The organism is Sulfitobacter sp. 1A13421 (assembly GCF_043557285.1).
GTDB classification, from domain to species: Bacteria; Pseudomonadota; Alphaproteobacteria; order Rhodobacterales; family Rhodobacteraceae; genus Sulfitobacter; species Sulfitobacter faviae.
Genome location: NZ_JBIFFQ010000003.1, coordinates 353268 through 377527, shown reverse-complemented (window position 1 = coordinate 377527; position 24260 = coordinate 353268). Strand labels below are relative to the sequence as shown.

General features: G+C 61.8%; 21 protein-coding genes. 14 read left to right on the top strand and 7 right to left on the bottom strand.

Translation table 11 applies throughout. The annotated features are described in order from the left end of the window. Positions 1–12: 12 nt before the first annotated feature. Positions 13–912: a ParB/RepB/Spo0J family partition protein gene (locus ACGYLI_RS08565; RefSeq protein ID WP_394418795.1), complete on the top strand. Its 900-nt coding sequence runs from the start codon at positions 13–15 to the stop codon at positions 910–912. On the opposite strand, the gene hemW is transcribed toward ACGYLI_RS08565, so the two are convergent. The 3 genes from hemW to rph are packed head-to-tail and all read right to left on the bottom strand — an operon-like array spanning position 909 to position 3377. Next, positions 909–2063: a radical SAM family heme chaperone HemW gene (gene hemW, locus ACGYLI_RS08560; RefSeq protein WP_394418794.1), complete on the bottom strand. Its 1155-nt coding sequence runs from the start codon at positions 2061–2063 to the stop codon at positions 909–911. The two genes, ACGYLI_RS08565 and hemW, sit on opposite strands and share 4 nt — an antisense overlap. Further along, positions 2056–2667, bottom strand: a complete 612-nt coding sequence (gene rdgB / locus ACGYLI_RS08555) for an RdgB/HAM1 family non-canonical purine NTP pyrophosphatase (protein ID WP_394418792.1) — start codon at positions 2665–2667, stop codon at positions 2056–2058. Before rdgB ends, hemW begins: the two co-directional genes overlap by 8 nt. Further along, positions 2664–3377 carry a ribonuclease PH gene (gene rph / locus ACGYLI_RS08550; protein ID WP_271688630.1) on the bottom strand — a complete coding sequence of 238 codons (714 nt, stop codon included), beginning with the start codon at positions 3375–3377 and terminating at the stop codon, positions 2664–2666. Before rph ends, rdgB begins: the two co-directional genes overlap by 4 nt. A 110-nt stretch (positions 3378–3487) precedes the next feature. Here rph and hrcA point away from each other — a divergent pair, with 110 nt between their 5' ends. Both hrcA and ACGYLI_RS08540 read left to right on the top strand, forming a co-directional pair. Continuing rightward, positions 3488–4552 (top strand): heat-inducible transcriptional repressor HrcA, encoded by a 1065-nt coding sequence (gene hrcA, locus ACGYLI_RS08545; protein ID WP_271688629.1) that lies wholly within the window; start codon positions 3488–3490, stop codon positions 4550–4552. A 9-nt stretch (positions 4553–4561) separates the two neighbouring features. Further along, entirely contained in the window at positions 4562–5125 is a 564-nt protein-coding gene (locus tag ACGYLI_RS08540) for a nucleotide exchange factor GrpE (protein WP_067267873.1), read from the top strand. 31 nt (positions 5126–5156) lie between these two features. Here ACGYLI_RS08540 and mutS read toward each other — a convergent pair whose 3' ends face one another. Beyond that, the gene (gene mutS / locus ACGYLI_RS08535) at positions 5157–7778 is read right to left on the bottom strand and encodes a DNA mismatch repair protein MutS (RefSeq protein ID WP_394418909.1); all 2622 of its coding nucleotides are present in this window, start codon (positions 7776–7778) and stop codon (positions 5157–5159) included. Positions 7779–7970: 192 nt separating this feature from the next. Here mutS and ACGYLI_RS08530 point away from each other — a divergent pair, with 192 nt between their 5' ends. Both ACGYLI_RS08530 and ACGYLI_RS08525 read left to right on the top strand, forming a co-directional pair. Next, positions 7971–10229: an NADP-dependent malic enzyme gene (locus tag ACGYLI_RS08530; RefSeq protein WP_394418790.1), complete on the top strand. Its 2259-nt coding sequence runs from the start codon at positions 7971–7973 to the stop codon at positions 10227–10229. Beyond that, positions 10229–11104, top strand: coding sequence for a ribokinase (locus ACGYLI_RS08525; protein WP_394409140.1), 876 nt, complete (start codon positions 10229–10231; stop codon positions 11102–11104). The genes ACGYLI_RS08530 and ACGYLI_RS08525 overlap by 1 nt, the downstream gene beginning before the upstream one ends. Before the next feature lie 15 nt (positions 11105–11119). Here ACGYLI_RS08525 and msrA read toward each other — a convergent pair whose 3' ends face one another. Further along, a complete protein-coding gene (msrA, locus tag ACGYLI_RS08520) occupies positions 11120–11785 on the bottom strand; it encodes a peptide-methionine (S)-S-oxide reductase MsrA (RefSeq protein ID WP_394418788.1) in 666 nt (221 codons plus the stop codon). Between the two features lie 154 nt (positions 11786–11939). Between msrA and ACGYLI_RS08515 the strand changes: the two genes are divergently transcribed. Both ACGYLI_RS08515 and ACGYLI_RS08510 read left to right on the top strand, forming a co-directional pair. After that, positions 11940–12638 carry an HAD family hydrolase gene (locus ACGYLI_RS08515; RefSeq protein ID WP_271692664.1) on the top strand — a complete coding sequence of 233 codons (699 nt, stop codon included), beginning with the start codon at positions 11940–11942 and terminating at the stop codon, positions 12636–12638. Between the two features lie 66 nt (positions 12639–12704). Next, complete coding sequence (locus ACGYLI_RS08510; protein ID WP_067267884.1) at positions 12705–13118, top strand: hypothetical protein; 414 nt, start codon at positions 12705–12707, stop codon at positions 13116–13118. Positions 13119–13259: 141 nt separating this feature from the next. Here the strand turns inward: ACGYLI_RS08510 and ACGYLI_RS08505 are convergent, their stop codons facing one another. Beyond that, positions 13260–14486, bottom strand: coding sequence for an argininosuccinate synthase (locus tag ACGYLI_RS08505; RefSeq protein WP_394418786.1), 1227 nt, complete (start codon positions 14484–14486; stop codon positions 13260–13262). A 124-nt stretch (positions 14487–14610) separates the two neighbouring features. Here ACGYLI_RS08505 and ilvA point away from each other — a divergent pair, with 124 nt between their 5' ends. Then, positions 14611–15843 carry a threonine ammonia-lyase IlvA gene (gene ilvA, locus ACGYLI_RS08500; RefSeq protein WP_394418784.1) on the top strand — a complete coding sequence of 411 codons (1233 nt, stop codon included), beginning with the start codon at positions 14611–14613 and terminating at the stop codon, positions 15841–15843. 78 nt (positions 15844–15921) lie between these two features. Further along, positions 15922–17178: a SpoIIE family protein phosphatase gene (locus tag ACGYLI_RS08495; protein ID WP_394418782.1), complete on the top strand. Its 1257-nt coding sequence runs from the start codon at positions 15922–15924 to the stop codon at positions 17176–17178. On the opposite strand, the gene ACGYLI_RS08490 is transcribed toward ACGYLI_RS08495, so the two are convergent. Then, the gene (locus ACGYLI_RS08490) at positions 17175–17612 is read right to left on the bottom strand and encodes an NUDIX domain-containing protein (protein ID WP_394418780.1); all 438 of its coding nucleotides are present in this window, start codon (positions 17610–17612) and stop codon (positions 17175–17177) included. The genes ACGYLI_RS08495 and ACGYLI_RS08490 overlap by 4 nt on opposite strands. Before the next feature lie 76 nt (positions 17613–17688). Between ACGYLI_RS08490 and ACGYLI_RS08485 the strand changes: the two genes are divergently transcribed. From ACGYLI_RS08485 to ACGYLI_RS08465, 5 genes are all read left to right on the top strand, one after another. After that, the gene (locus ACGYLI_RS08485) at positions 17689–18663 is read left to right on the top strand and encodes an Hsp33 family molecular chaperone HslO (protein WP_394418778.1); all 975 of its coding nucleotides are present in this window, start codon (positions 17689–17691) and stop codon (positions 18661–18663) included. A 1-nt stretch (position 18664) separates the two neighbouring features. Beyond that, positions 18665–19261: a CoA pyrophosphatase gene (locus tag ACGYLI_RS08480; RefSeq protein ID WP_394418776.1), complete on the top strand. Its 597-nt coding sequence runs from the start codon at positions 18665–18667 to the stop codon at positions 19259–19261. Further along, entirely contained in the window at positions 19258–20418 is a 1161-nt protein-coding gene (locus tag ACGYLI_RS08475; RefSeq protein ID WP_394418907.1) for a CCA tRNA nucleotidyltransferase, read from the top strand. Before ACGYLI_RS08480 ends, ACGYLI_RS08475 begins: the two co-directional genes overlap by 4 nt. A gap of 165 nt (positions 20419–20583) precedes the next feature. Further along, complete coding sequence (locus ACGYLI_RS08470) at positions 20584–22422, top strand: ABC transporter ATP-binding protein (RefSeq protein ID WP_394418774.1); 1839 nt, start codon at positions 20584–20586, stop codon at positions 22420–22422. Next, positions 22419–24251, top strand: a complete 1833-nt coding sequence (locus ACGYLI_RS08465; RefSeq protein ID WP_394418772.1) for an ABC transporter ATP-binding protein — start codon at positions 22419–22421, stop codon at positions 24249–24251. Before ACGYLI_RS08470 ends, ACGYLI_RS08465 begins: the two co-directional genes overlap by 4 nt. Positions 24252–24260: the final 9 nt, after the last annotated feature.

Genomic DNA, 24260 nt, shown 5'->3' with positions numbered 1-24260 from the left:
TAAGGTGGCAGTATGGCAGACAAACAAGAGCGCAAGCGGGGCCTTGGCCGGGGGCTTTCGGCACTGATGGCGGATGTAGCGGAGACTGAGAGCGTGGCCGCCAAGGGGGCCGCGGCGGCGGAGCAGTTCGTTCCGATCGAGCGGATCAAACCGAACCCGGATCAGCCACGTAAGCGTTTTGAGCAAGAGCATCTTGATGATCTCGCGGCCTCAATCAAAGAAAAGGGGGTCATTCAGCCCCTGATCGTCCGCGCTTTGGCCGATGGCAATTTCGAGATCGTCGCGGGTGAACGGCGTTGGCGCGCCTCGCAGATCGCAAAGGTCCATAGCCTTCCGGTGATCGTCCGCGAGTTCACCGATGTCGAAGTGCTTGAAGTCGCGATCATCGAGAACATTCAGCGGGCGGATCTGAACTCGGTCGAAGAGGCGGCGGGCTATCGTCAGTTGATGGATAAGTTCGGCCACACGCAAGAGAAAATGGCGGAGGCGCTTGGTAAAAGCCGGAGCCACATCGCGAATCTTTTGCGACTGTTGAACCTGCCGGATCCGGTACAGGAAATGGTGCGCCAGAATGAATTGAGCGCGGGCCATGCACGGGCGCTGATTCCTGCGGAGGATCCGCTGAAACTGGCGCAGCAGGTCATCAAAGGTGGCCTTTCCGTCCGCGCGACCGAGGCTTTGGTCAAGAAAGATCAGGCCGGTGAGCGCGGTAATATGGTAAATAAAGAGCGTCTCTCGCAGCGCCCAGAGAAGGATGCCGATACACAGGCGCTTGAAGGCGATCTGTCAGCCAACCTCGGTATGAAGGTTAGTTTGGACCATAAACCGGGTCAGGAAGCGGGTAAGGTGACGTTGCACTATACCACGCTTGACCAGTTGGATGAGATCTGCCGCCTCTTGGGCGGCTCTTAAGGCAGAAGCGTTTCGATCACGGCGTTTAGGACGATAACGCCCTGATCTGAAACGATTAACCTGTCTTTCTTACGCGTGGCCATGCCGATGTCTTGCAGGTAATTGACGGCTTTGTCGTCGATCTCATGCCCGGCAATCTCGGCGTAACGGCTAAGGTCAACGCCTTCTTTCAGGCGCAGGCCCATCAGGAGAAACTCAGTCGCCTGTTCGCTTCGGCTCAGGGCGGTCCGGGGTTTCTCCGCTTCGCCCTTTGCGACACCGTCGAGCCACCGCTGTGGATTGCTATAAGCAACTGTCGCGAATTTCTCTCCGTCCAGCGTCAACCGCCCATGAGCGCCGGGGCCGATGCCGATATAGTCCCCATAGCGCCAATAGATCAGGTTGTGACGCGATTGGGCGCCATCCCGGGCGTGGTTTGACACCTCGTAAGCAGGCATGCCCATGTCATTGCAGATGTCTTGGGTCAGGGTGAACATATCCGCGCCGAGATCTTCGCCGGGCAGGCCGCGAAGTTTTCCGCGGGCGTAACGGTCGCCAAAGGCGGTGCCTTGTTCGATCGTGAGCTGATAGAGCGAAATATGGTCTATCGCGAGGGATAGAGCCTGTTTCAACTCGGCTTCCCATTCCGTGGCGGATTGGTCTTGCCGGCCATAGATTAGATCGAAGCTCACACGGTCAAAAGTATTGCGGGCGATGTCGAAGGCGGTCATCGCTTCTTTTGCCGTATGCAGACGGCCTAAACGTTTGAGATCCGGATCGTTCAGCGCCTGAATGCCCATGGAAACGCGCGACACCCCGGCCTGTCGATAGGCGGCGAAGCGGCCTGCTTCGACCGAGCCGGGATTGGCTTCGAGGGTGATTTCCAGATCGTTGGCCGTGGGCCAGTGGCCCCGAATGGCGCTGATGATGTCTGCGACGACATCGGGGTCCATCAAACTGGGCGTGCCGCCGCCGAAAAAGACCGCATTGAGCACGCGCCCCGGTGTCTCATCCGCAGCGCGCTGAAGCTCGGCGAGATAGGCATGCCGCCAAGCGGCTTGGTCGATCCGGCGGCTAACGTGGCTGTTAAAGTCGCAATAGGGACATTTCGCCTCGCAAAATGGCCAATGGATATAGAGGCCGAAGCCGCCCTGTTGCCAATCTTCAGCCAAAACAGCCCGCAATCAGTTTCGCAAAGGCATCCGCGCGGTGGCTGATGCTGTTTTTCTGCTCGGCGTCCATTTCGGCAAAGGTGACCTCATGGCCGTCAGGTTGGAACATCGGGTCATAGCCGTGACCCTCTTCGCCGCGCATCGGCCAAACCAGCGTGCCGTTTACCTTGCCCGCGAAAACCTCATCATGGCCGTCGGGCCATGCCAGCACAAGCGTCGCGCAGAAACGGGCGCGGCGGGGGTGAGGGGCGTTCTTCTCTTCCAGCAGATTGCGCGTCTTGGCCATGGCCATTACGAAGTCGCGGCCATTCTCCGTTTCGGCCCAATCCGCGGTATAGACGCCGGGTGCATTGTCGAGCGCTTCGACTTCGATGCCGGAATCGTCGGCCAATGCGGGCAAGCCGGTCGCTTTGGCGGCGGCATGCGCCTTGATCCGGGCGTTGCCGACGAAGGTCGTCTCGGTCTCTTCCGGCTCGGGCAGGTTCACCTCTGCCGCGCCGACCACCTCGACCCCGTGGGGGGCGAAGAGCTGGCGCATCTCTGCGAGTTTGCCGGCGTTATGGGTGGCGATCAGAATGCGATTTTCGGTGAACTTGCGGGTCATGCGGTAACCGATTTTTGGATGGTGGCCAGTTCGCCGACGCCCTTCTCGGCCAGGTCCATTAGCTGGTTCATCTGGTCGCGGGTATAGGTCGAGCCTTCGGCGCTCATCTGCACTTCGATCAGCTTGCCGGATCCGGTCATGATGAAGTTGCCATCGACGCCCGCCTCGGAATCCTCGGGGTAGTCGAGATCGAGCACCGGCTGGCCTGCGTAGATGCCGCAGCTTACCGCCGCGACCGGATCGACCAGCGGGTCAGAGACGACATCGCCCGCTTTCATCAGCTTGTTCACAGCCAGACGCAGCGCGATCCAACCGCCGGTGATCGACGCGCAGCGGGTGCCGCCATCGGCTTGCAGCACGTCACAATCGACGGTGATCTGACGCTCGCCCAAGGCGGAGCGGTCGACCCCGGCGCGCAGGGCGCGGCCGATCAGGCGCTGGATCTCGACCGTGCGACCCCCTTGTTTGCCGGAGGCGGCTTCGCGACGCATCCGTGTGTTGGTGGCGCGGGGCAACATGCCGTATTCGGCAGTGACCCAGCCCAGACCGGAGCCTTTGATGAAGGGCGGCACGCGATCTTCGATCGTTGCGGTGCAGAGCACATGGGTATCGCCCATCTTGATCAGGGCCGACCCTTCGGCATGTTTGGTGAAACCTGTCTCGATCGAGACGGCGCGCATTTCATCGAGTTTCCGGCCAGAGGGACGCATGACATATCCTTTTTGATGTTGCCCGGGGATACCGCCCCACAAGGCTTTGATGCAACCCCGATTGACGTTTGCCCGGCTTGTACCTTTATTAGACAAGAGAGCGAGCACCGATGAAAAACACGCCTGAATTGCTGAAAGACATGAACGACCGATCCCGCGAAGTATTTCGCCGGGTGGTTGAGGGCTATCTGGAAAGTGGCGATCCGGTGGGGTCCCGCACGCTGACGCGCGACTTCAGCGAAAAGGTCTCGGCGGCGACGATCCGCAATGTGATGCAGGATCTCGAGTATATGGGTCTGCTGGACAGCCCGCATGTCTCAGCCGGGCGCATTCCGACGCAATTGGGGCTGAGGATGTTCGTCGATGGGATGATCGAGATTGGCGATCCGACGGAGCTTGACCGGGAGAAGATCGACGCGACACTGGGGAATAATTCCTCTGATGTCGGCGGGCTGTTGGACCGGATCGGCTCGGCCCTGTCGGGCGTCACGCATGGTGCATCGCTTGTGTTGACGCCGAAGCATGAAGCGCCGATCAAACATATCGAATTCGTCTCTCTCTCACCTGATAGAGCCTTGGTTGTGCTTGTTTTCTCCGATGGCCATGTTGAGAACCGGCTGTTCACGCCGCCCCCGGGACAAACCCCCAGTTCGATGCGCGAGGCGGCAAATTTCCTGAATGCTTTCGTCGAAGGCAAAACCCTCAGCGAGTTGCAGCGCAGCATCAAGCAAGAGATCGCCAAACGCCGTCAGGAGATCGACGTGCTGGCGCAGCAGCTTGTCGAGAGCGGTGCGGTGCTGTGGGACGCGGAAGGGGAGCATTCCGAGCGTTTGATCGTACGCGGCCGGTCGAATCTGCTGGGCGGAGAGGCGGAGGCCGAAGACCTTGACCGTATCCGTAGCCTTTTCGATGATCTTGAGCGCAAGCGAGACATTGCCGAATTCCTCGAACTGGCCGAAGATGGGGACGGTGTGCGCATTTTTATCGGCTCGGAAAACAAACTTTTCTCACTTTCGGGTTCCTCTCTGGTCGTTTCCCCTTATATGAACGCTGATCGTAAGGTGATCGGCGCCGTGGGTGTCATTGGCCCGACACGCTTAAATTATGGACGTATCGTGCCGATTGTGAACTACACGGCACAACTGGTGGGAAAGCTGATTTCCGACCGGAACTAGAGGTGGAACATGGCAGAGCCGAAAGAAAACGACTTTTTGGACGAGATCGACAGCGCCGAAGCTGAAGAATACGCCGAAGACATGGCCGAGATCGACGAAGAAGCCCTTGCGGTTGAGGAACTGCGCGCCGAGCGTGACCAGTACCGCGACCGTTTCATGCGCGCGCTCGCCGATGCCGAGAATGCGCGCAAACGCTCCGACAAGGACCGTCGCGAGGCCGAGAACTATGGCGGCTCCAAGCTGGCCCGTGACATGCTGCCCGTTTATGACAACATGAAACGTGCGCTGGAAACCACCACCGATGAGCAGAAAGAGGCCTTTGGCCCGCTGCTGGAAGGTGTGGAACTGACGATGCGCGAGCTTCTGAACGTCTTCAAAAAGCACGGCATCGAAGTGATCGCGCCCGAGGTGGGTGACAAGTTCGACCCCAAGCATCACGAAGCGATGTTCGAGGCCCCGGTGCCCGGCACCGTAGCGGGCGAGATCATTCAGGTCGCCGCCGAAGGCTTCATGCTGCACGACCGTCTGCTTCGCCCGGCGCAGGTTGGGGTGTCTTCGACCCCCGCGAGCTAAGCGCGCAATCAGTCACTTTCGAAGGAGGCGGTCAGGATTTGGCCGCCTCTTTCAGTTTGTAGATCAGCTCAAGCGCTTCACGTGGGGAGAGTTCATCGGGGATGATCTCTGCCAACTTCTCTTCAACCGCCGAGGTTTTTGCAGGGGCCGGTTGAGGGGGCGGGCTGGCCGCGAAGAGCGGCAGATCGTCGATCAGCGTCTTTTGTGTCGCCCCGCCTTCGCGTTCGCCTTTCTCCAATGCCTCCAGCACCACGCGGGCGCGGGCGATCACCGGGGCGGGCAGGCCCGCCAGTTGCGCCACCTGCACGCCATAAGAGCGGTCCGCAGCGCCCTTGCGCACTTCGTGCAGGAAGACGACCTCACCCTCCCATTCTTTGACCGCCACCGTGGCATTGTCGACCCCCGGCAGTTTGCCGGCCAGTGCCGTCATCTCGTGGTAATGGGTGGCGAAAAGTGCCCGGGTCTGGTTCACGTCGTGCAGATGTTCCAGCGTGGCCCAAGCGATCGAGAGGCCGTCGTAGGTGGCAGTGCCGCGCCCGATCTCGTCGAGGATCACGAGCGCGCGGTCATCGGCTTGGTTCAAGATCGCGGCGGTTTCGACCATTTCGACCATGAAGGTCGAGCGGCCCCGCGCCAGATCGTCCGAGGCACCGACGCGGCTGAAGAGCTGGCTGACAACGCCAATATGCGCCGAACTCGCGGGTACGAAACTGCCCATCTGCGCCATCAGGGCGATCAACGCGTTCTGGCGCAGGAAGGTCGATTTACCCGCCATGTTCGGGCCGGTGAGGAGCCAGATGTTGGCGGCCTCGCCTTCGGCACTCAAGTCGCAGTCATTGGCAATGAAAGGCTCGCCCGATTGCTGGGTCAGAGCGCGTTCCACGACCGGATGCCGCCCGCCTTGGATGTCGAAGGCGCGGGACATATCCACGCGCGGGCGGGTCCAATTCTCACTCCGGGCGAGGTCGGCCAGACCCGTGGCTAGATCGACCTCGGCCAGACCGGCAGAGGCTTGTCCGATCTCTGCGGCATGTTCTAGAATAGCACTCCGAAGGCTTTCGTAGAGCCGCTTTTCGATCTCCTGTGCGTGGTTGCCTGCATTGAGGATTTTCGTCTCCAACTCGGACAGTTCGACAGTGGTGAAGCGCACTTGGTTCGCCGTGGTCTGCCGGTGGATAAAGGTCTCTGACAGCGGCGGGTTCAGCATCTTCTCGGCATGGGTCGCGGTGCATTCGACGAAGTATCCCAGCACGTTGTTGTGCTTGATTTTTAGCGACGAAATCCCCGTATCAGAGACGAATTGCTGCTGCATGCCCGCGATTACGCTGCGGCCTTCGTCGCGCAGCTCGCGCGCGGCGTCCAGGTCGGCGTCATGGCCGGGGGCGATGAAACCGCCGTCGCGCACCATCAGCGGGGGCTCGGCCACCAGCGCGTGATCCAACAGGTCGATAAGCTCCCCATGGCCCTGCAACCCTTCGGCAGCTTCGCGAAGCAGGTCGGGGAGGTCCTGTTGTGTCAGGCTCTGGTGCAAAGCCTCGGCTTCGATCAACCCATTGCGGATCGCGGCAAGGTCGCGCGGACCGCCCCGGTCGAGCGAGAGGCGTGACAGCGCCCGGTCGAGGTCCGGCACATTGCGCAGACGTTGGCGAATATCTTCGGCAACGCGGGTATTGTCATAGGCAAAGCTGACCGCATCGGCGCGGGAGGTCACCACGTCGACGACGCGCGAGGGGCTTGAAATCCGCCGCTCCAGCAAGCGCGCGCCCCCGGCGGTGACGGTATTGTCCATGATCGACAGCAGAGACCCGGCGCGGCCACCATTTAGGGAGTGGGTGAGTTCCAGATTGCGCCGGGTTGCCGCGTCGATCTGAACGGTGCGGGCCTCGGCCTCTTTCTGGGGCGGGCGGAGCAGGGGCAGCTTGCCGCGTTGGGTGATTGTGAGGTATTCTATTACCGCTCCCATGGCGGAGACTTCGGCGCGGGTGAAGCTGCCGAAAGCCTCTAGCGTGGCGATATCAAACAGGTCGCAGACCCGCTTCTCCGCACTGGTGCTGTCAAAGGCCGAACGGGCCAGACCCGTCAGTGCAATCCCGAAATCAGAGACGACCTCGTACAATTCCGTCTCTTTCGCCTCCGAGACGATCAGTTCCGAAGGCGATAGCCGCGCCAGTTCCGGCCCCAACCGGACTTGGGCCAGCGGCATCACGTGAAACGCACCGGTCGAGATATCGACCCAAGCCATCGCGCAGGCATCGCGCACCTCGGCAAAGGCAGCGAGGTAGTTGTGGCGCCGCGCTTCCAGCAGGCTTTCCTCGGTCAGCGTGCCGGGGGTGACCAGCCGCACCACGTCGCGTTTCACCACCGCTTTGTAGCCGCGTTTCTTGGCCTCCGCGGGGCTCTCCATCTGCTCGCAGACCGCCACGCGAAACCCCTTGCGGATCAGCGTCAGCAGGTAACCTTCGGCGGCATGCACCGGCACGCCGCACATGGCAATATCCTTGCCCTGATGCTTGCCGCGTTTGGTGAGCGCGATGTCCAACGCCTCTGCCGCCGCGATGGCATCGTCAAAGAACATCTCGTAAAAATCGCCCATGCGGTAGAACAGCAACGCGTCCTGATGGTCCGCTTTAAGCTCGAGATATTGCGCCATCATTGGCGTTACTTTTTCTGTCTGCACGGCTGCCCCCTGTTGCCGCGCGGACCCTACAAAACCCCCCGGCGCAGCGAAAGGGGGTGCGGGGCCTTGGGCGGTCTTTGTCATGCGATTTGCACTGACGTGGGGCTTGCGTTGTGCTGAACTCGGATCGTGGCTAAGAAGATCCCAAAGCAGAAGAAGGGTAATGTCGTGACGAGAAAGAACCGTATCACCTCTGAAGAGGCGCTTGCCTTTCACCTCGAACCGACCCCCGGCAAGTTCGAGATCTCGGCCACCGTGCCGATGACCACACAGCGCGACCTGAGCCTTGCCTATTCCCCCGGTGTGGCCGTCCCTTGCGAGGCCATCGCCGAGAGCCCCGAGACAGCCTATGACTACACCAACAAGGGCAATCTGGTCGCCGTGATCTCGAACGGGACGGCGGTGTTGGGGCTTGGCAATCTCGGCGCGCTGGCCTCCAAACCGGTGATGGAAGGTAAGGCGGTTCTGTTCAAGCGCTTCGCGGATGTGAACTCCATCGATATCGAGCTTGATACCGAGGACACCGAGGCTTTCATCAACGCCTGCAAGCTGATGGGGCCGACCTTCGGCGGCATCAACCTCGAAGACATCAAGGCGCCCGAGTGTTTCATCATCGAGCAGCGCTTGAAGGAAGAGATGGACATCCCCGTCTTCCACGACGACCAGCACGGCACGGCGGTGATCTGTGCCGCGGGGCTGATCAACGCGCTGCATCTTTCGGGCAAAAAGATTGAGGACGTGCGCATCGTGCTAAATGGCGCGGGGGCGGCGGGGATTGCTTGTCTGGAACTGCTCAAGGCAATGGGCGCGCGCCATGACAACTGCATCATGTGCGACACCAAGGGTGTAATCTACCAAGGCCGCACCGAGGGCATGAACCAGTGGAAATCGGCCCATGCCGCCAATACCGAGCTGCGCACGCTCGAAGAGGCGATGCAGGGCGCGGATGTCTTCCTTGGCGTGTCGGTCAATGGGGCGGTGACGCCTGCGATGGTGGCCTCCATGGCCGACAACCCGGTGATCTTCGCCATGGCCAACCCGGACCCGGAGATCACGCCCGAAGAGGCGCATGAGGTCCGCATGGACGCTATCGTCGCCACCGGGCGCAGCGATTACCCGAACCAAGTCAACAACGTGCTGGGCTTTCCCTATTTATTCCGCGGCGCGCTCGACATCCATGCGCGGGCCATCAACGACGAGATGAAGATCGCCTGCGCCCATGCGCTGGCGCAACTGGCGCGCGAGGATGTGCCAGACGAGGTGGCGCTGGCCTATGGCCGCACGCTGAGCTTTGGCCGCGACTACATCATTCCCACGCCTTTCGACCCACGCCTCATCCACCGCATTCCGCCCGCCGTGGCCAAGGCGGGCATGGACACCGGGGCCGCGCGGCGCCCGATCATCGACATGGACGCCTATGAGGTCGGGCTGAAGTCGCGGATGGACCCGACGGCGAGCATCCTGCGCGGCATCAACGCCCGCGCCCGGGCCAATCAGGCCCGGATGATCTTTGCCGAGGGCGACGATCCCAAGGTGCTGCGCGCGGCGGTCATGTACCAGCGCGCGGGCTTGGGCAAGGCGCTGGTCGTGGGCCGCGAGGACGACGTGCGCGCCAAGCTCGAAGAGGCGGGCATGGCCGACGCGGTGCGCGAGTTGGAGGTGGTGAACGCCGCCAACACCCAGCATCTGGCGACCTATAAAGACTTTCTTTACGGCCGGTTGCAGCGCAAGGGGTTCGACCGCAAGGACATCCACCGCCTCGCCTCGCGCGACCGCCATGTCTTTGCCGCACTGATGCTGGCGCATGGTCATGGCGACGGTCTGGTGACCGGGGCCACCCGCAAGTCGGCGCATGTCTTGGAGCGGCTCAACCACGTTTTTGATGCCAATGCCGAGGCCGGGGCCGCGGGCATCACGGCCCTGCTGCACAAGGGGCGCATCGTCTTTATCGCCGACACCTTGGTCCATGAATGGCCCGATGAGAACGATCTGGCGAATATCGCCGAAAGCGGCGCGCGCGTGGCGCGGCACCTGGGGCTTGAGCCTCGGGTCGCCTTCGTCAGCTTCTCGACCTTCGGCTATCCCGTCTCGGAACGGGCTGAGAAGATGCACCTCGCGCCAGAGGTGTTGGATCAGCGCGGGGTGGATTTCGAATATGAGGGCGAGATGACCGTCGACGTGGCGCTGAACGCGGCCAGTCAGGCGAATTACCCGTTCTCGCGGCTGACGGGGCCTGCGAACATCCTTGTGGTGCCAGCGCGGCATTCGGCCAGCATCTCGGTAAAGCTGATGCAGGAGATGGGGGGGGCGACGGTGATCGGGCCGATCCTTACGGGCCTCGATAAGTCGATTCAGATCTGCTCTTCCACCTCCACGGCGAATGACATCCTTAACATGGCCATTCTCGCGGCCTGTAAGGTAGGCTGATGATCTGGAACCTCGGCTCTATCAACGCGGATAACTTCTATCTGCTGGCCCATCTGCCGGGACCGGGAGAGACTATTTCAGCCCGGAATTTCCGGCAGGGGCTGGGCGGGAAGGGGGCCAATATGTCGGTCGCCGCCGCCCGGGCCGGGACGCGGGTGATGCATGTCGGCGCATTGGGCGCCGATGGCGGTTGGGCGCTGGAACGGCTTTTGGAATATGGGGTCGAAACGGCGCATATCACCTTGATGGAGGGCGTGACCGGTCACGCCAATATCGCCGTCGATCTGGAAGGGGAGAACAATATCGTCATCTTCCCCGGCACCAATCACGAGATCACCGATGAGATGATCGGTGCCGCGCTGAGCGAGGCTTCCTCGGGCGATTGGCTTTTGATGCAGAACGAAACCAACGGGCAGCGGTTCGCGGCGCGAACGGCGAAAACTCTAGGCCTGCGACTGGCCTATGCCGCAGCCCCTTTCGATGCGGATGCGGTGACGGCGATCCTCGAACAGATCGACCTATTGGTGCTGAACGAGGTCGAGGCGGCGCAGCTACGGGCCGCGACGGGGGGCGAGCTGCGGCAGCTGCCGATCGACGACATCGTGGTGACGCTGGGGGCGGGGGGCTGTGAATGGGTCTCTAACAAGGCACATCTGGTCGAAAGCTTCCCCGCCTATCAAGTCGATGCGGTGGATACGACCGGCGCGGGCGATACTTTCACCGGCTATCTGCTGGCCGGGTTGGACCGGGGGATGACCATGCCGCAGGCGATTGATCTGGCCATGCGCGCCGGGGCCTTGATGGTCACGCGTCATGGCACGGCGGATGTGATCCCCGATCTGAAAGAGATCCGGGATCACGATTTTCGCAGCTAATCTACCGGGGCGCGGTTACTTCACGAAGGGGGCCGCACTGCCCCAAAGCTGTTTCACGCGGGCGTCACGGCCACAGCCCTTGCGGTAGCGTTTGTAAGCGACCGATTTTTTCACGGCCACGCCGACACTGCTGAACGCGAGCCGATCGCTGCTTTTGTAGTAGTCCTGGTGGTAATCATCGGCCGGATAAAAGGGCGCATCGCCGAGGATCGGCGTCACGACCTTGGTCTCAAGGGCGGCCTGCGCTTCGGCCTTGGCAGCCTCTGCCGCGCTTTTCTGGGCGGGGCTGCCCGCGAAGATCGCCGTGCGGTAGCTTTCCCCCCGATCACAGAATTGCCCGCCTGCATCTGTTGGGTCAATCGAGCGGAAGAAGAGATCAAGCAGTGTCTTGCGGCTGACCACATCCGGGTCGAATTGGATCTGCACCGCTTCGTAATGGCCTGTGTTGCCGCCGGTGACTTCTTTGTAGGTCGGGTTCTTGGTGCGGCCCCCGGCAAAGCCCGAGATGGCCTCTTTCACGCCTTTGACGGATTCGAAATCGGCTTCGACGCACCAGAAGCAGCCGCCCGCTACGGTCAGCACCTCGGTCTCCCCCGCCGCCGCAGGTCGGTTCTGCGCGGCGAGGCCCAGAGTGATCGCAAGGGTCAGAATGGCGGGTTTGAACATTGATTTTTGGAACATATCGGTCCTCCTCAGGCCTAGGGTTGCCGCTGGGGCGGAGATAGCGCAAGGCCGGGGCGGGGAAAGTCACGCTCTGGTGAAGGCAATTTACCACTTGGCGCACGGGCGCGTTCTTTCTAGCGTTCCGGGTTCAACGGCAATGGAGAAGCCTTTCATGCGAATTGCGATGTGGTCAGGGCCGCGCAATCTCAGCACTGCGATGATGTATAGTTTCGGAGCGCGTGCGGATTTCACCGCGATGGATGAGCCATTTTACGCGGCCTACCTCAAGGCGACGGGGCTGGATCATCCGATGCGCGACGCGGTACTGGCGGCGCAGGAGCAAGACCCCGCGCGGGTGCCTCTTGGCTTTGTCCAACACGGCGGGCGGCATCTTTATATGAAACATATGGCGCAGCATATGATCGACGGGTTTCCGCTTGATTGGGCCGAGGACTGCGTGAACATCCACCTGATCCGCCATCCGGCCCGGGTGATCGCGAGCTATGCGGAAAAGCGCGAAGCACCCCGCCTGGCGGATATCGGGTTTGACCGGCAACTCATGCTGTTCGAGCGGTTGGGCGGACTTGTCATCGACAGCGGTGATATCCGCGCGGATCCGGAGGGGATGCTGCGCAGGCTTTGCGCCGCCATCGATCTGCCCTTTGATCCTGCGATGCTGCATTGGCCCGCCGGGCCGCGGGCCGAGGATGGGGTTTGGGCGCCGCATTGGTATGGGGCGATCCATCGCAGCACCGGTTTCGCGGGGCCGGAGGGGGAACTGCCCGAGCTTAAAGGAGCAGAGGCGGAAGTTCTGGAGGCCGCCATGCCCTACTATGAGCGGCTGTTTGCGGAACGTCTAAAAAATTCCTGAAGACCGCGAAACTATTTCGCGGGGCTGTCGTGACTACGGTGCTATTTCAAACGGAGGGAAAACCAGATGAAAAAATTTGCAAGCACCGCAATCGCCCTGTCCATGATCGCCGGTGGCGCATGGGCGGATGCCCATGCCATGGCCATGGTCGAAGCCTCGGGTCAGGATGTATCGAATGGCGTCGTCACTGCCGATAAGGTGATGGCGGGCGAGAATGGCTGGCTGGTCGTGCACCGGACCGACGCCGACATGAAGCCCGGCCCCGTAGTCGGCTACGCCCCGCTGCGCGCGGGCGAGAACATGGATGTGGTCGCGATCCTGCAAGAGGACGTGGCTTCGGGCGATATGCTGATGTTGATGGTTCATTCCGAAGATGGTGGCATGAAAACCGGCGTGTTCGAATATACGTTGGGCGCCAAGGAAGACGGGCCGATCAAACCGAATGGGGAGCTGGTGATGACGGTCGTCACCGCCGATTGACCCAGTAGGTGGCTCAGAGAAAGGCCCGGGCGGGAGCGTCCGGGCCTTTTGCGTTTTTATCTGGGGCTGGCCGCTGGGGGCGCTGCCCCCGGACCCCCGTGGTATTTAAGAAAGGATGAAGGGGGATTGGGGTCCCGTGCTTCAGCCTTTGCTGCGCTTGTCGCGGGCGGCGAGGAGTTTGAGGCGCAGAGCGTTTAGTTGGATGAAGCCTGCGGCGTCTTTCTGGTCGTAGGCGCCGGCATCGTCTTCGAAGGTCACATGGGCCTCGGAGTAGAGACTGTGATCGGACCAGCGGCCGACGGTGCGGACATGGCCTTTGTAGAGCTTGAGGCGCACGGTGCCGGTGACATGAGTTTGGCTCGCGTCGATGGCGGCTTGCAGCATGGTGCGTTCGGGGCTGTACCAGAAGCCGTTGTAGATGAGCTCGGCATATTTCGGCATCAGCTCGTCCTTGAGGTGCATGGCGCCGCGGTCGAGGGTGATGGATTCGATGCCGCGGTGCGCTTCCAAGAGCAAAGTGCCGCCCGGGGTCTCGTAGATGCCGCGGGACTTCATGCCGACGAAACGGCCTTCGACCAGATCGAGGCGGCCGCAGCCGTGTTTGCCGCCGAGCTCGTTCAGTTTGGTGAGGATCGTGGCGGGAGACATGGCTTCGCCGTTGATGCTGACCGCATCGCCGCGTTCGAAGCCGATTTCGACGTATTCGGGCGTGTCGGGGGCGTCTTCCGGGTTCACGGTGCGCTGGTAGACGTAGTCGGGCGCGTCGACCGCCGGATCTTCGAGCACTTTGCCTTCGGATGAGGTGTGCAGCAAGTTGGCGTCGACCGAGAAGGGCGCTTCGCCGCGCTTGTCTTTGGCGATTGGGATCTGGTTCTGCTCGGCGAAGGCCAGAAGTTTGGTGCGGCTCGACAGGTCCCATTCGCGCCAGGGGGCGATGACCTTGATGTCGGGGTTCAGGGCGTAGGCGGCGAGCTCAAACCGGACCTGATCGTTGCCCTTGCCGGTGGCGCCGTGGGCGACGGCATCGGCGCCGGTTTCTTCGGCGATCTCGACCAGACGCTTAGAGATCAGCGGGCGGGCGATAGAGGTGCCAAGGAGGTAGAGACCTTCATAGACCGCGTTGGCGCGGAACATTGGGAAGACGAAGTCGAGGACGAATTCCTCGCGCACGTCTTCGATGTAGATGTTCTCAGGCGCGATGCCCATCATCTCAGCCTTTTTGCGGGCCGGTTCCAGCTCTTCGCCTTGGCCGAGATCGGCGGTGAAGGTCACCACCTCGCAGCCATATTCGGTTTGCAGCCATTTGAGGATGATCGAGGTATCGAGGCCGCCGGAATAGGCAAGCACGACTTTCTTGGGCGCGGACATGACGGGTTTCCTTTCAAGTTCGCCCTGCGAGGTAGCGGTTTTCGCGGGCGCGGGCAAGATTGAAGCCCGCGTTGACCTATGCTGGCTGCGCGCCTATCGACGAATGGCAGCAAGGAGAGCACAGATGGCGGATGAATTTGCACGAAAAGCACAGGCGGCGGCAGAAGCGCTGCGGGCATTGTTCCCGGCGACACCGCTTTTGCGCAATGAGCATCTGTCGGAGCGGTTCGGCGCGGATATCTGGCTGAAACGCGAGGATCTGAGCCCGGTGCGCTCCTACAAGCTGCGCGGGGCCTTCAATGCGATGCGCAAGGTGATCCCGGGGCAGGGGGTTTTCGTCTGTGCCTCTGCTGGGAACCATGCGCAGGGGGTGGCTTTTGCCTGTAGCCATTTCGGGGTGCGCGGCGTGATTTTCATGCCGGTGACGACACCGCAGCAGAAAGTGCAGAAGACCCGGATGTTTGGCGGTGAGAATGTCGAGATCCGGCTGGTGGGGGATTATTTCGATGCCACACTGGCCGCAGCGCAGAGTTTCTGCCGGGACGAAGGGGCGCATTTTCTGTCGCCTTTCGATGATGATGACGTGATCGAGGGGCAGGCGTCGGTCGCTGTGGAGATTGCCGCGCAGTTGGGCCGGGTGCCGGATCGGGTGATCTTGCCCGTGGGCGGCGGCGGGCTGTCTTCGGGCGTGGTCAGCTATTTCGGGGATGCCTGCGACTATACATTCGTCGAACCTTCCGGGGCGCCAAGCTTTGCGCGGGCGTTGGAAGTTGGGGCGCCGGTGGATGTCTCGCCGATCGATAACTTCGTCGACGGTGCTGCGGTGGCCAAGATCGGTGCGCGGACCTTTGAACGTTTGCGCGGGGTGGACCCGGCGGATGTGGTGCACCTGCCCGAGGATCGGATCTGCGTGACGATCAACGAGATGCTGAATGTCGAGGGCATCGTGTTGGAACCGGCGGGCGCGCTGTCGATCGATGCGCTGGGTGAGGTGGCGGATCAGATTGCCGGTAAGACGGTGGTCTGTGTTGCCTCGGGTGGCAATTTTGATTTCGAGCGTTTGCCTGAGGTCAAAGAGCGGGCGCAACGCTATTCGGGCGTGAAGAAGTATTTCATCCTGCGCATGCCGCAGCGGCCCGGGGCCTTGAAGGAATTCCTGATGCTGCTGGGGCCGGAGGATGACATCTGCCGTTTCGAGTATTTGAAAAAATCGGCGCGGAACTTTGGTTCGGTTCTAATCGGGATCGAGACGCGGCGGCCGGAGAATTTCAAACCGTTTCTCGAGCAGTTGGGGCAATCGGGCTTTACCTATACGGATATCACCAACGACGAAACCTTGGCGCAGTTCGTTCTGTAAGGGCGGAAGACCGGAAGGATTCACCTTCTGGTAAGGCTTGGTGGGTTAACTCGATAGGGTCTGTCAGGATCGTGTCGCATGAAATTGGATATCCCCAGCCTTTCCGAAGCGGTGTCGACACCTGCTGTGGCGTCTTTGGTTTTGCTGGTCGAGGGGGATGAGACCCGGCGGGCCTGTCTTTCGGCCGCATTGAAGGGATGGGGATATGAGGTGGCTTCTGCCGCCTCGGAAGCCGAGGCGCTGGCCCTTTGCACGCAGCGGTGGCCTGATATCGTGCTTTGTAGTGGGGCGATATCGGGACTCGATTTTTGCAGGGCTTTTCGCGAGCTTTCACAAGGGCGCGGCAGTTATGTCATTCTGTTGGCCGACAGTCATGAGCGGGCTGTGGACTGCGCCCTTGATGCGGGGGCTGATGATGTTCTCATACGGCCCGCCGGTCTGCCGGAGCTACGCGCGCGTCTTATGGCGGGGGCGCGTTTTCTGGCCATGCAGCGGGAGTTGGCGCAGAAAAACCAGCTGATCACCGAGACTTTGGATATTCTGCGGCAGGTGCATGCGCGGATCGACAAGGATTTGGTCGAGGCCAAGAAATTTCAGCAATCGCTGCTTCGCGAGCGTTATCGCGCCATGGAGGGGGGCAATCTGTCGATGATGCTGCGCTCTGCCGGGCATGTTGGCGGGGATTTGGTGGGGTATTTCCCGGTGCGGCCGGGTGTCGTGGGGCTATTTGGCTTGGATGTGTCTGGGCATGGGATCAGTTCGGCCCTGATGACGGCGCGGCTGGCGGGGTATCTGTCGGCGGCCACGCCGGATCAGAACCTTGCGCTCACGCTTTTGCCCGGGGGGACCTACGCGGCGCGGCCTCCGGGTGAAGTGATCGCGGAACTGAATGACCTCGTTCTTCATGAGATGGAGACGGAGCATTATTTCACCCTGATGCTCGCGATTGCGGACCTTATGACCGGGGAGGTCACTGTCGCCCAGGCGGGGCATCCGCATCCTGCCTTGCTGCGCTCGGATGGGCGGGTCGAACAATCGGGCACCGGGGGTTTTCCTGTCGGGCTGCTCTCTGGGGTGGGGTTCGAGGACTATAAACTTCAGATGGCGCCGGGGGATCGTTTGTTGATCCTATCCGATGGGGTGACGGAATGCCCCGATCCGGGGGGGGAGATGTTGGGCGAAGAGGGTTTGGCCCGCATGTTGGGCGAATTGCGCCGGTTCAGCGGCCCGGCGCTGCTGAGTGCGCTGGTTTGGAAGTTGTCGGAATTCGCTGGTAGCCGCGATTTCCCCGATGATGTCTCGGGGATATTGCTTGAGTATCACGGCGAGGGTTAGCGCAGGTGGCGTTGCAGGAACAGACGATCGCCTTCATTGGCGAGGGTTGCCAGCGCCTCGCTGGCCGATAGCACCAGCGTGGCGTGATGCGGCTCTGTCGGGGCGGCGATTTGGCGCACGGGATGGGCGACATAGACGTGGCAGATCTTCTGCGCCCAGAGGTCGTAATCCTTCATATAGGTAAAGCGGCGGAAGGCGCCCAACCGGCGCGGGCGGGCGATGCGCCAGCCGGTTTCCTCCAGCACCTCGCGGTGCAGCGCTCGAAGCGGAGATTCCCCCGCCTCGATACCGCCGCCGGGGAGTTGCACCTCGGTCTCCTCCGCCATTTCCAGCGTCATCAGAAAGCGGCGTTGCAGCGGCAGAATAGCATAGACGCCGGGGCGTGGCGTGTAGCGTTGGCCGGGCTCTGGTGTCTCACCTGTACGTCGGATCATGTGCTGCCCCTTTTTCCATGGGTTGCTGCGCCTATATAGACGCGGTATGCCAAGCGGCCCCCGATAAGGAAACCCGATGACCCAAGGAACTAAAATCGCGTGGGACGATACCGTTCTGCCCTTTCAGCTTGATGATGTCGACATGCGCGGCCGCGTGGCGCGGCTTGATGGCGTGTTGGAAGGCATCCTGAAACAGCACGACTATCCGCCGCAGGTCGAAGCGCTGGTGGCCGAGATGGCGTTGCTGACCGCATTGATCGGCCAGACGATCAAACTGCGTTGGAAGCTGTCGCTGCAGGTGCAGTCCAAAGGTGCCGTTCGGATGATCGCGACGGATTACTACGGCCCCGAGAAGGAAGGCGAGCCTGCGCGCATCCGCGCCTATGCCAGCTATGATGCGGAGCGGCTGACCGACGATGCCCCGTTCGAGCAGGTCGGCGAAGGCTATTTCGCGATCATGATCGACCAAGGCCAAGGCATGACCCCCTATCAGGGCATCACGCCGCTGGCCGGTGGGTCTCTGGCCGCCTGTGCCGAAGCCTATTTCGCCCAGTCCGAACAGTTGCCGACCCGCTTTTCCCTGAGCTTTGGCAAATCGTCCGGCCCGGATGAGCCGGAGCATTGGCGCGCCGGTGGCATCATGTTGCAGCATATGCCCAAAGCCTCGCCGTTGGCGGCCTCGGGGGAGGGGAGCGGTGACATCCTCAAGGCCGATGACTTGGTCGAGGGCGATGAGGCCGAGGATTGGAACCGCGTGAACATCCTGCTCGGCACCGTTGAGGATTTGGAACTGATCGGCCCAAGCGTTCCGCCGACCGATCTGCTGCTGCGATTGTTTCACGAGGAACAACCGCGGGTCTATGACCCCCAGCCGGTGCGTTTCGGCTGCACCTGTTCCGAAGACCGCGTGCGGCAAAGCCTGTCGATCTACTCGGCCCGCGATATCGAAAAGATGACCACGGACGAAGGTCGGGTCACCGCCGATTGCCAGTTCTGCGGCGCGCATTACGACCTTGATCCGGCCACGGTCGGTTTCGACGCCAAGGCCTAAGGTGAGCGACCGGTTCCAGTCCTTTCGCGAGGCGCTTGCCCAAACCGGGGTGGAATCCTCTGATTTCGATCTGAACCCAGAGGTGACCCTCCCCGAGGGGCGCGCCCTGCGGCCTGCGGGTGTGCTCGCCCCGGTGGTGGATACCGGTGCGCGGCTGGAACTGATCCTGACCAAGCGGTCATCGGCGCTGAAACATCACCCCGGGCAGATTGCCTTTCCGGGGGGCAAGCAAGACGGCGGCGATGCGGATGTCATCGCCGCCGCCCTGCGTGAAGCGCGCGAAGAGATTGGCCTGCCGAGCGATATCGTGGATGTATTGGGCGTGCTCCCGGCTCATGAGACGGTCACCGGCTTTAGCGTGACGCCCGTGATCGGCCATGTGACGCGCGATTTTACCGTGGTGCCCGAGCCCGGTGAGGTCGAAGAGGTGTTTCGCGTGCCGCTGGACCATGTGCTCGACCCCAGCAACTACCTTGTGCATTCCCGGCGTTGGCGCGGCCAGCGGCGGTATTATTACGCCGTTCCCTACGGCCCCTATTACATCTGGGGCGCGACCGCGCGTATGTTGCGGGCATGGGCGACACGAATGAACCAATGATTCCGACCGGCACGCGCTGGCTACATGACGAAGACGCACAGCGGGTTTGCCGCGTGGTGCAGGATGGCGGGCATCCTATCTATTTCGTCGGCGGCTGCGTGCGCGATGCGCTGCTTGGCTTGCCGGATAGCGACGTCGATCTCTCCACCGAGGCGACGCCTGAAACGGTAATGGCGCTGGCAAAGGCCGCCGGGGTCAAGGCCGTGCCGACAGGGATCGACCATGGCACGGTGACACTGGTCTCGGGTGGCAAACCCTTTGAGATCACCACCTTTCGCCGCGATGTAGAGACCGATGGCCGCCGGGCTGTCGTCGCCTTTTCCACCGATATCGCTGATGACGCCCGCCGCCGGGATTTCACGATGAACGCGCTCTATGCCACGCCCGAGGGCCGTGTGATCGACCCCTTGGGCGGGCTGCCCGACCTGCGCGCGCGCCGGTTGCGTTTCATCGAGGACGCAGGTCAGCGTATCCGCGAAGATTACCTGCGCACCCTGCGCTATTTCCGCTTCATGGCGTGGTATGGTGACGCTGAAGTGGGGCCAGAGCCGGAGGCACTGGATGCCATCGCGTCGAATTTGGATGGGCTTGGGACGCTCTCGGCGGAACGTGTGGGGCAGGAGTTCAAAAAACTCCTCCGCGCGCCTGATCCTGCCCCCGCACTGGCTCTGATGCGGCAAACCGGTGCTTTGCCCGTGCTTTTGCCGGGGAGTGATGACCGGTGGATCTCCATGCTGGTCCATTTCGAACAGGGGCTTGGCCTTGGCCCCGATTGGCTGGTGCGTCTGGCCGCGCTGGGCGGGGAGGGTTTGACCGACCGTCTGCGGTTGAGCAAAGCAGAGGCCAAACATCTCACCCTGCTGCAAGAGCAGGGCTTCGCAGGGCCACCATTGCCTGAGCTTGCCTATCGTCATGGGGCGGATGTGGCCATTGGCGCGGCTTTGCTGCGGGGCTGTATGGCGGAACAGATGCCCGAAACCGCCATGTTAGAGACAATAAAAACCGCCGCGGCGGCTCGGTTTCCAGTAACGGCCAAAGACCTGATGCCCGCGTTCAAAGGCCCGGCCTTGGGCCAAGAGCTTGCCCGGCTCGAGCAGCTTTGGGTCAACTCCGGCTTCACCTTGACCCGGGCGGACCTACTGGCCCGGCGCAGCTAGGTCGACATCGTGGGGAAATTCGTCTATCCAAAGCGCATTACAAGGGAGATGGGCGAAATGTACCGCGGGATCTGGTTCAGCTAAGCTGGCATAACCATTGCCCCTTTGCGGCTCTGCTCTTGGGCGGTGCCGAACATTTTGCACGTCTATATTCAAGGTCTCCCCATGTTTCGCTTTTTCGAGAATCTCGTCGATCCCTATGTCTCCTATCGCGAGAAGGATGTGCCGCCCCAAGGGCTCTGGCCCTTTCTGCGGGACTATGCGCAGCCTTTCAAAAAGGTATTTGCCCTCGCCGGACTGATGGCGATCCTCGTCGCCGCGATCGAGGTTGGCCTGATCTACTACATGGGCCGCATCGTCGATCTGCTGGGCAGCGATCCCGCGCAGATGTGGGCGGAACATGGGACCGAGCTGATCCTCGTAGCGCTGGCCGTGCTGTTGCTGCGGCCCATGGTGCAGGCGGTCGATGTGATGCTTTTGAACAATGCGATCTTGCCGAACTTCGGCACGTTGATCCGTTGGCGGGCGCATCGCCATGTCTTGCGGCAATCCGTGGGCTGGTTCGAGAATGACTTTGCCGGGCGTATTGCCAACCGGATCATGCAAACGCCACCGGCAGCGGGGGAGGTCGTCTTTCAGGTCTTTGATGCGATCTCTTACTCGCTGGCCTATATGATCGGCGCGGCGATCCTGCTCTCTACCTCGGATATCCGTTTATTAGTGCCGCTTTTGGGGTGGTTCATCCTCTATGGCGGCTTGGTGGCTTGGACGATCAAACGGGTTGGCCCTGCGTCCAAAGCCGCGTCGGACGCGCGGTCGCAGGTGACCGGGCGCGTGGTGGATGCCTATACCAATATCCATTCGGTCAAGATGTTCGCGCATCATGATCTGGAGGTCGATTTCGCGGGCGAGGCCATCGAAGAGGCGCGGCGCACGTTTCAAGGTGAGATGCGTATCTTCACCATCATGGATGTGGTGCTCACCCTTCTCAACGGCATGTTGATCGTGGGCGTCGTCGGCTGGGCCTTGGTGTTGTGGATGGGCGCGGAGGCAAGCGTCGGTGTCGTCGCCGCTGCCGCCGCGCTGGCGCTGCGGCTTAACTCCATGACCGGCTGGATCATGTGGGCGCTGTCGAGCTTTTTTCGCGAATTGGGTGTCGTCGCCGAAGGGATGGAGACCATTGCCCAGCCCCTCGCCCTCACCGACCGCCGCGATGCGCCGCCGCTAAAGCTGACCGAAGGGCGGATTGAAATGGCGGGGCTGAGCCACCACTACGGGCGCGACAGCGGCGGAGTTCAGGACATCAATATCACCGTGCAGCCGGGCGAGAGGATTGGCCTTGTGGGCCGCTCGGGCGCGGGAAAATCGACCCTCGTGAAGCTGATACTGCGGTTCTACGACGCCGAAACCGGCGAAATCCGGATCGACGGGCAGGACATCGCACAGGTCCGGCAAGACAGTTTGCGGCGGCATATCGGTGTGGTGCAGCAGGATTCCTCGCTGCTGCATCGCTCGGTGCGCGAGAACATCCTCTATGGCCGTCCCGACGCTAGCGAGGCCGAGATGATCGCGGCGGCGAAACAGGCGCAGGCGCATGATTTCATCCTTAATCTGACCGATCCTGAGGGGCGCTCGGGCTATGACGCGCGTGTGGGTGAGCGGGGCGTGAAGCTGTCCGGCGGGCAACGGCAGCGCATCACGCTGGCGCGGGTGATCCTCAAGGACGCGCCGATCTTGTTGCTGGATGAGGCGACAAGCGCGCTCGACAGTGAGGTGGAGGCGGTCATTCAGGAAACACTCTATGGCATGATGGCGGGCAAGACCGTCATCGCCATCGCGCACAGGCTGTCGACGATTGCCGAGATGGACCGAATTCTGGTTCTGGATCAAGGTCGTATCGTCGAAGAGGGCAGCCATGACGCGCTTTTGCAAAAAGCTGGCCTATATGCAGCTTTCTGGCACCGTCAGTCGGGCGGTTTTCTCGCATTGGATGACAAGACGTGAGCATTTCGAACTGGATCAACCCGTTTCGCCCCGCCGAGGGGCCGCCACCGCAGACCCTCTGGGCCTTCATCCGCTGGTGCCTTGCAGGCGCTTGGCCGGTGCTCTGGCTCGCCGCCTTTCTATCTGCCGCCGCGGGCGCGATGGAGGCGGGCACGGCGTGGATTTTGGGCAAGGTGATCGATGCCACGGTCAGCGCGGGGCCGGAGCGGTTTTTTGAGGGCAGCAGTCTGGTTCTGGTCTTGGGCGCGATTGCGTTTTTCCTTGTGGCGCGTCCTGTGCTGTTTGGCCTCTCCTCGGCCTCTAACGCGATCATGGTGCAGCCCAATGTGAACCCGCTGGTGCTGTCGCGGCTGCACCGTTGGACATTGGGGCAGAACGTCAATTTTTTTGACGAAGACTTCGCCGGGCGCATTGCGCAAAAGCAGATGCAGGCCGCGCGGGCGGTGACGGATGTGGCTGCCGAGGTGATCAATGTGGTGGCCTTTGCGCTCGCCTCTCTCGTGGGGTCGGTGGCCTTGCTTTTGGCGATCGACTGGCGTGTGGCGGTTGGGTTTTCCGTCTGGCTGGTGATGTATCTGGCGCTGATCAACTGGTTCTTGCCGCGCGTGCGCAAACGGGCCGCGGGACGGGCCGGGGCGCGGGCGATGGTTTCAGGGCAGGTGGTTGATACGATCACCAACATCAAGACGGTGAAGCTTTTCGCCCATGCCGATCACGAAGACCGCGCGGCACTTTCCGCGATGCAGAGCTTCCGTGCCCGGGCCTTGGAGTTCGGCTATCTCGCCGCCGGGTTCCGTCTGGCGCTGATGAGCCTTGCGGGGCTTTTGCCGGTTCTGTTGCTGGGCGGGACGATCCTGCTGTGGCAGCGCGGATTGGCGAGCGAGGGCGATATCGTCGCCTCCGGCGCCATCGCGATCCGTATCGCGCAGATGACGGGCTGGGTCTCATTCACGCTGATGGCGATCTATTCGAATATTGGGGAGGTCGAAGACGGCATGCGCACCCTGACGCCGCGCGTGCGGCTGGATGATGAGCCTGATGCGCAGGAACTGGTCGTCGAGGCCGGAGAGATCGAGTTGCGCGATCTGGGCTTTGCCTATGGCCGTCAGACTGGCGGCATCGACCGCATCTCGCTGACCATCCAACCGGGTGAGAAGCTGGGCATCGTCGGTGCTTCGGGGGCGGGGAAATCGACCCTCGTGGCGCTGCTGTTGCGGCTCTATGAACCGGAGCAGGGCAAAATATTGATCGACGGGGTGGATACTACGACGGTGACCCAAGAGAGTCTGCGGCGCAATATCGGCATGGTCACGCAGGAGACGGCGATGTTCAACCGCTCCGCGCGGGACAACATCCTGTATGGCCGCCCCGACGCGACTGAGGCCGAGGTCATCGCCGCCGCCGAACGGGCCGAGGCGCATGAGTTTATTCAGCAACTCGAAGATCACAAAGGTCGCCGCGGCTATGACGCGCATCTGGGCGAGCGTGGGGTGAAGCTTTCGGGCGGCCAGCGCCAGCGCATCGCCTTGGCCCGCGCGATCCTGAAAGACGCGCCGATACTGGTGCTGGACGAGGCGACGAGCGCCCTTGATAGCGAGGTGGAGGCCGCCATTCAGCAAACCCTAGACCGTGTGATGGAGGGCAAAACCGTGCTGGCCATCGCCCACCGCCTGTCGACCCTGACCGAGATGGACCGCATCATGGTGCTGGACGCAGGTCGCATTGCAGAGATTGGCAGCCATGCCGATTTGCTTGCCCAAGACGGGCTTTATGCGCGCTATTGGCATCGGCAGTCGGGCGGGTTTCTGGATGTGAAGGCGGCGGAATAGGCTTTCCCA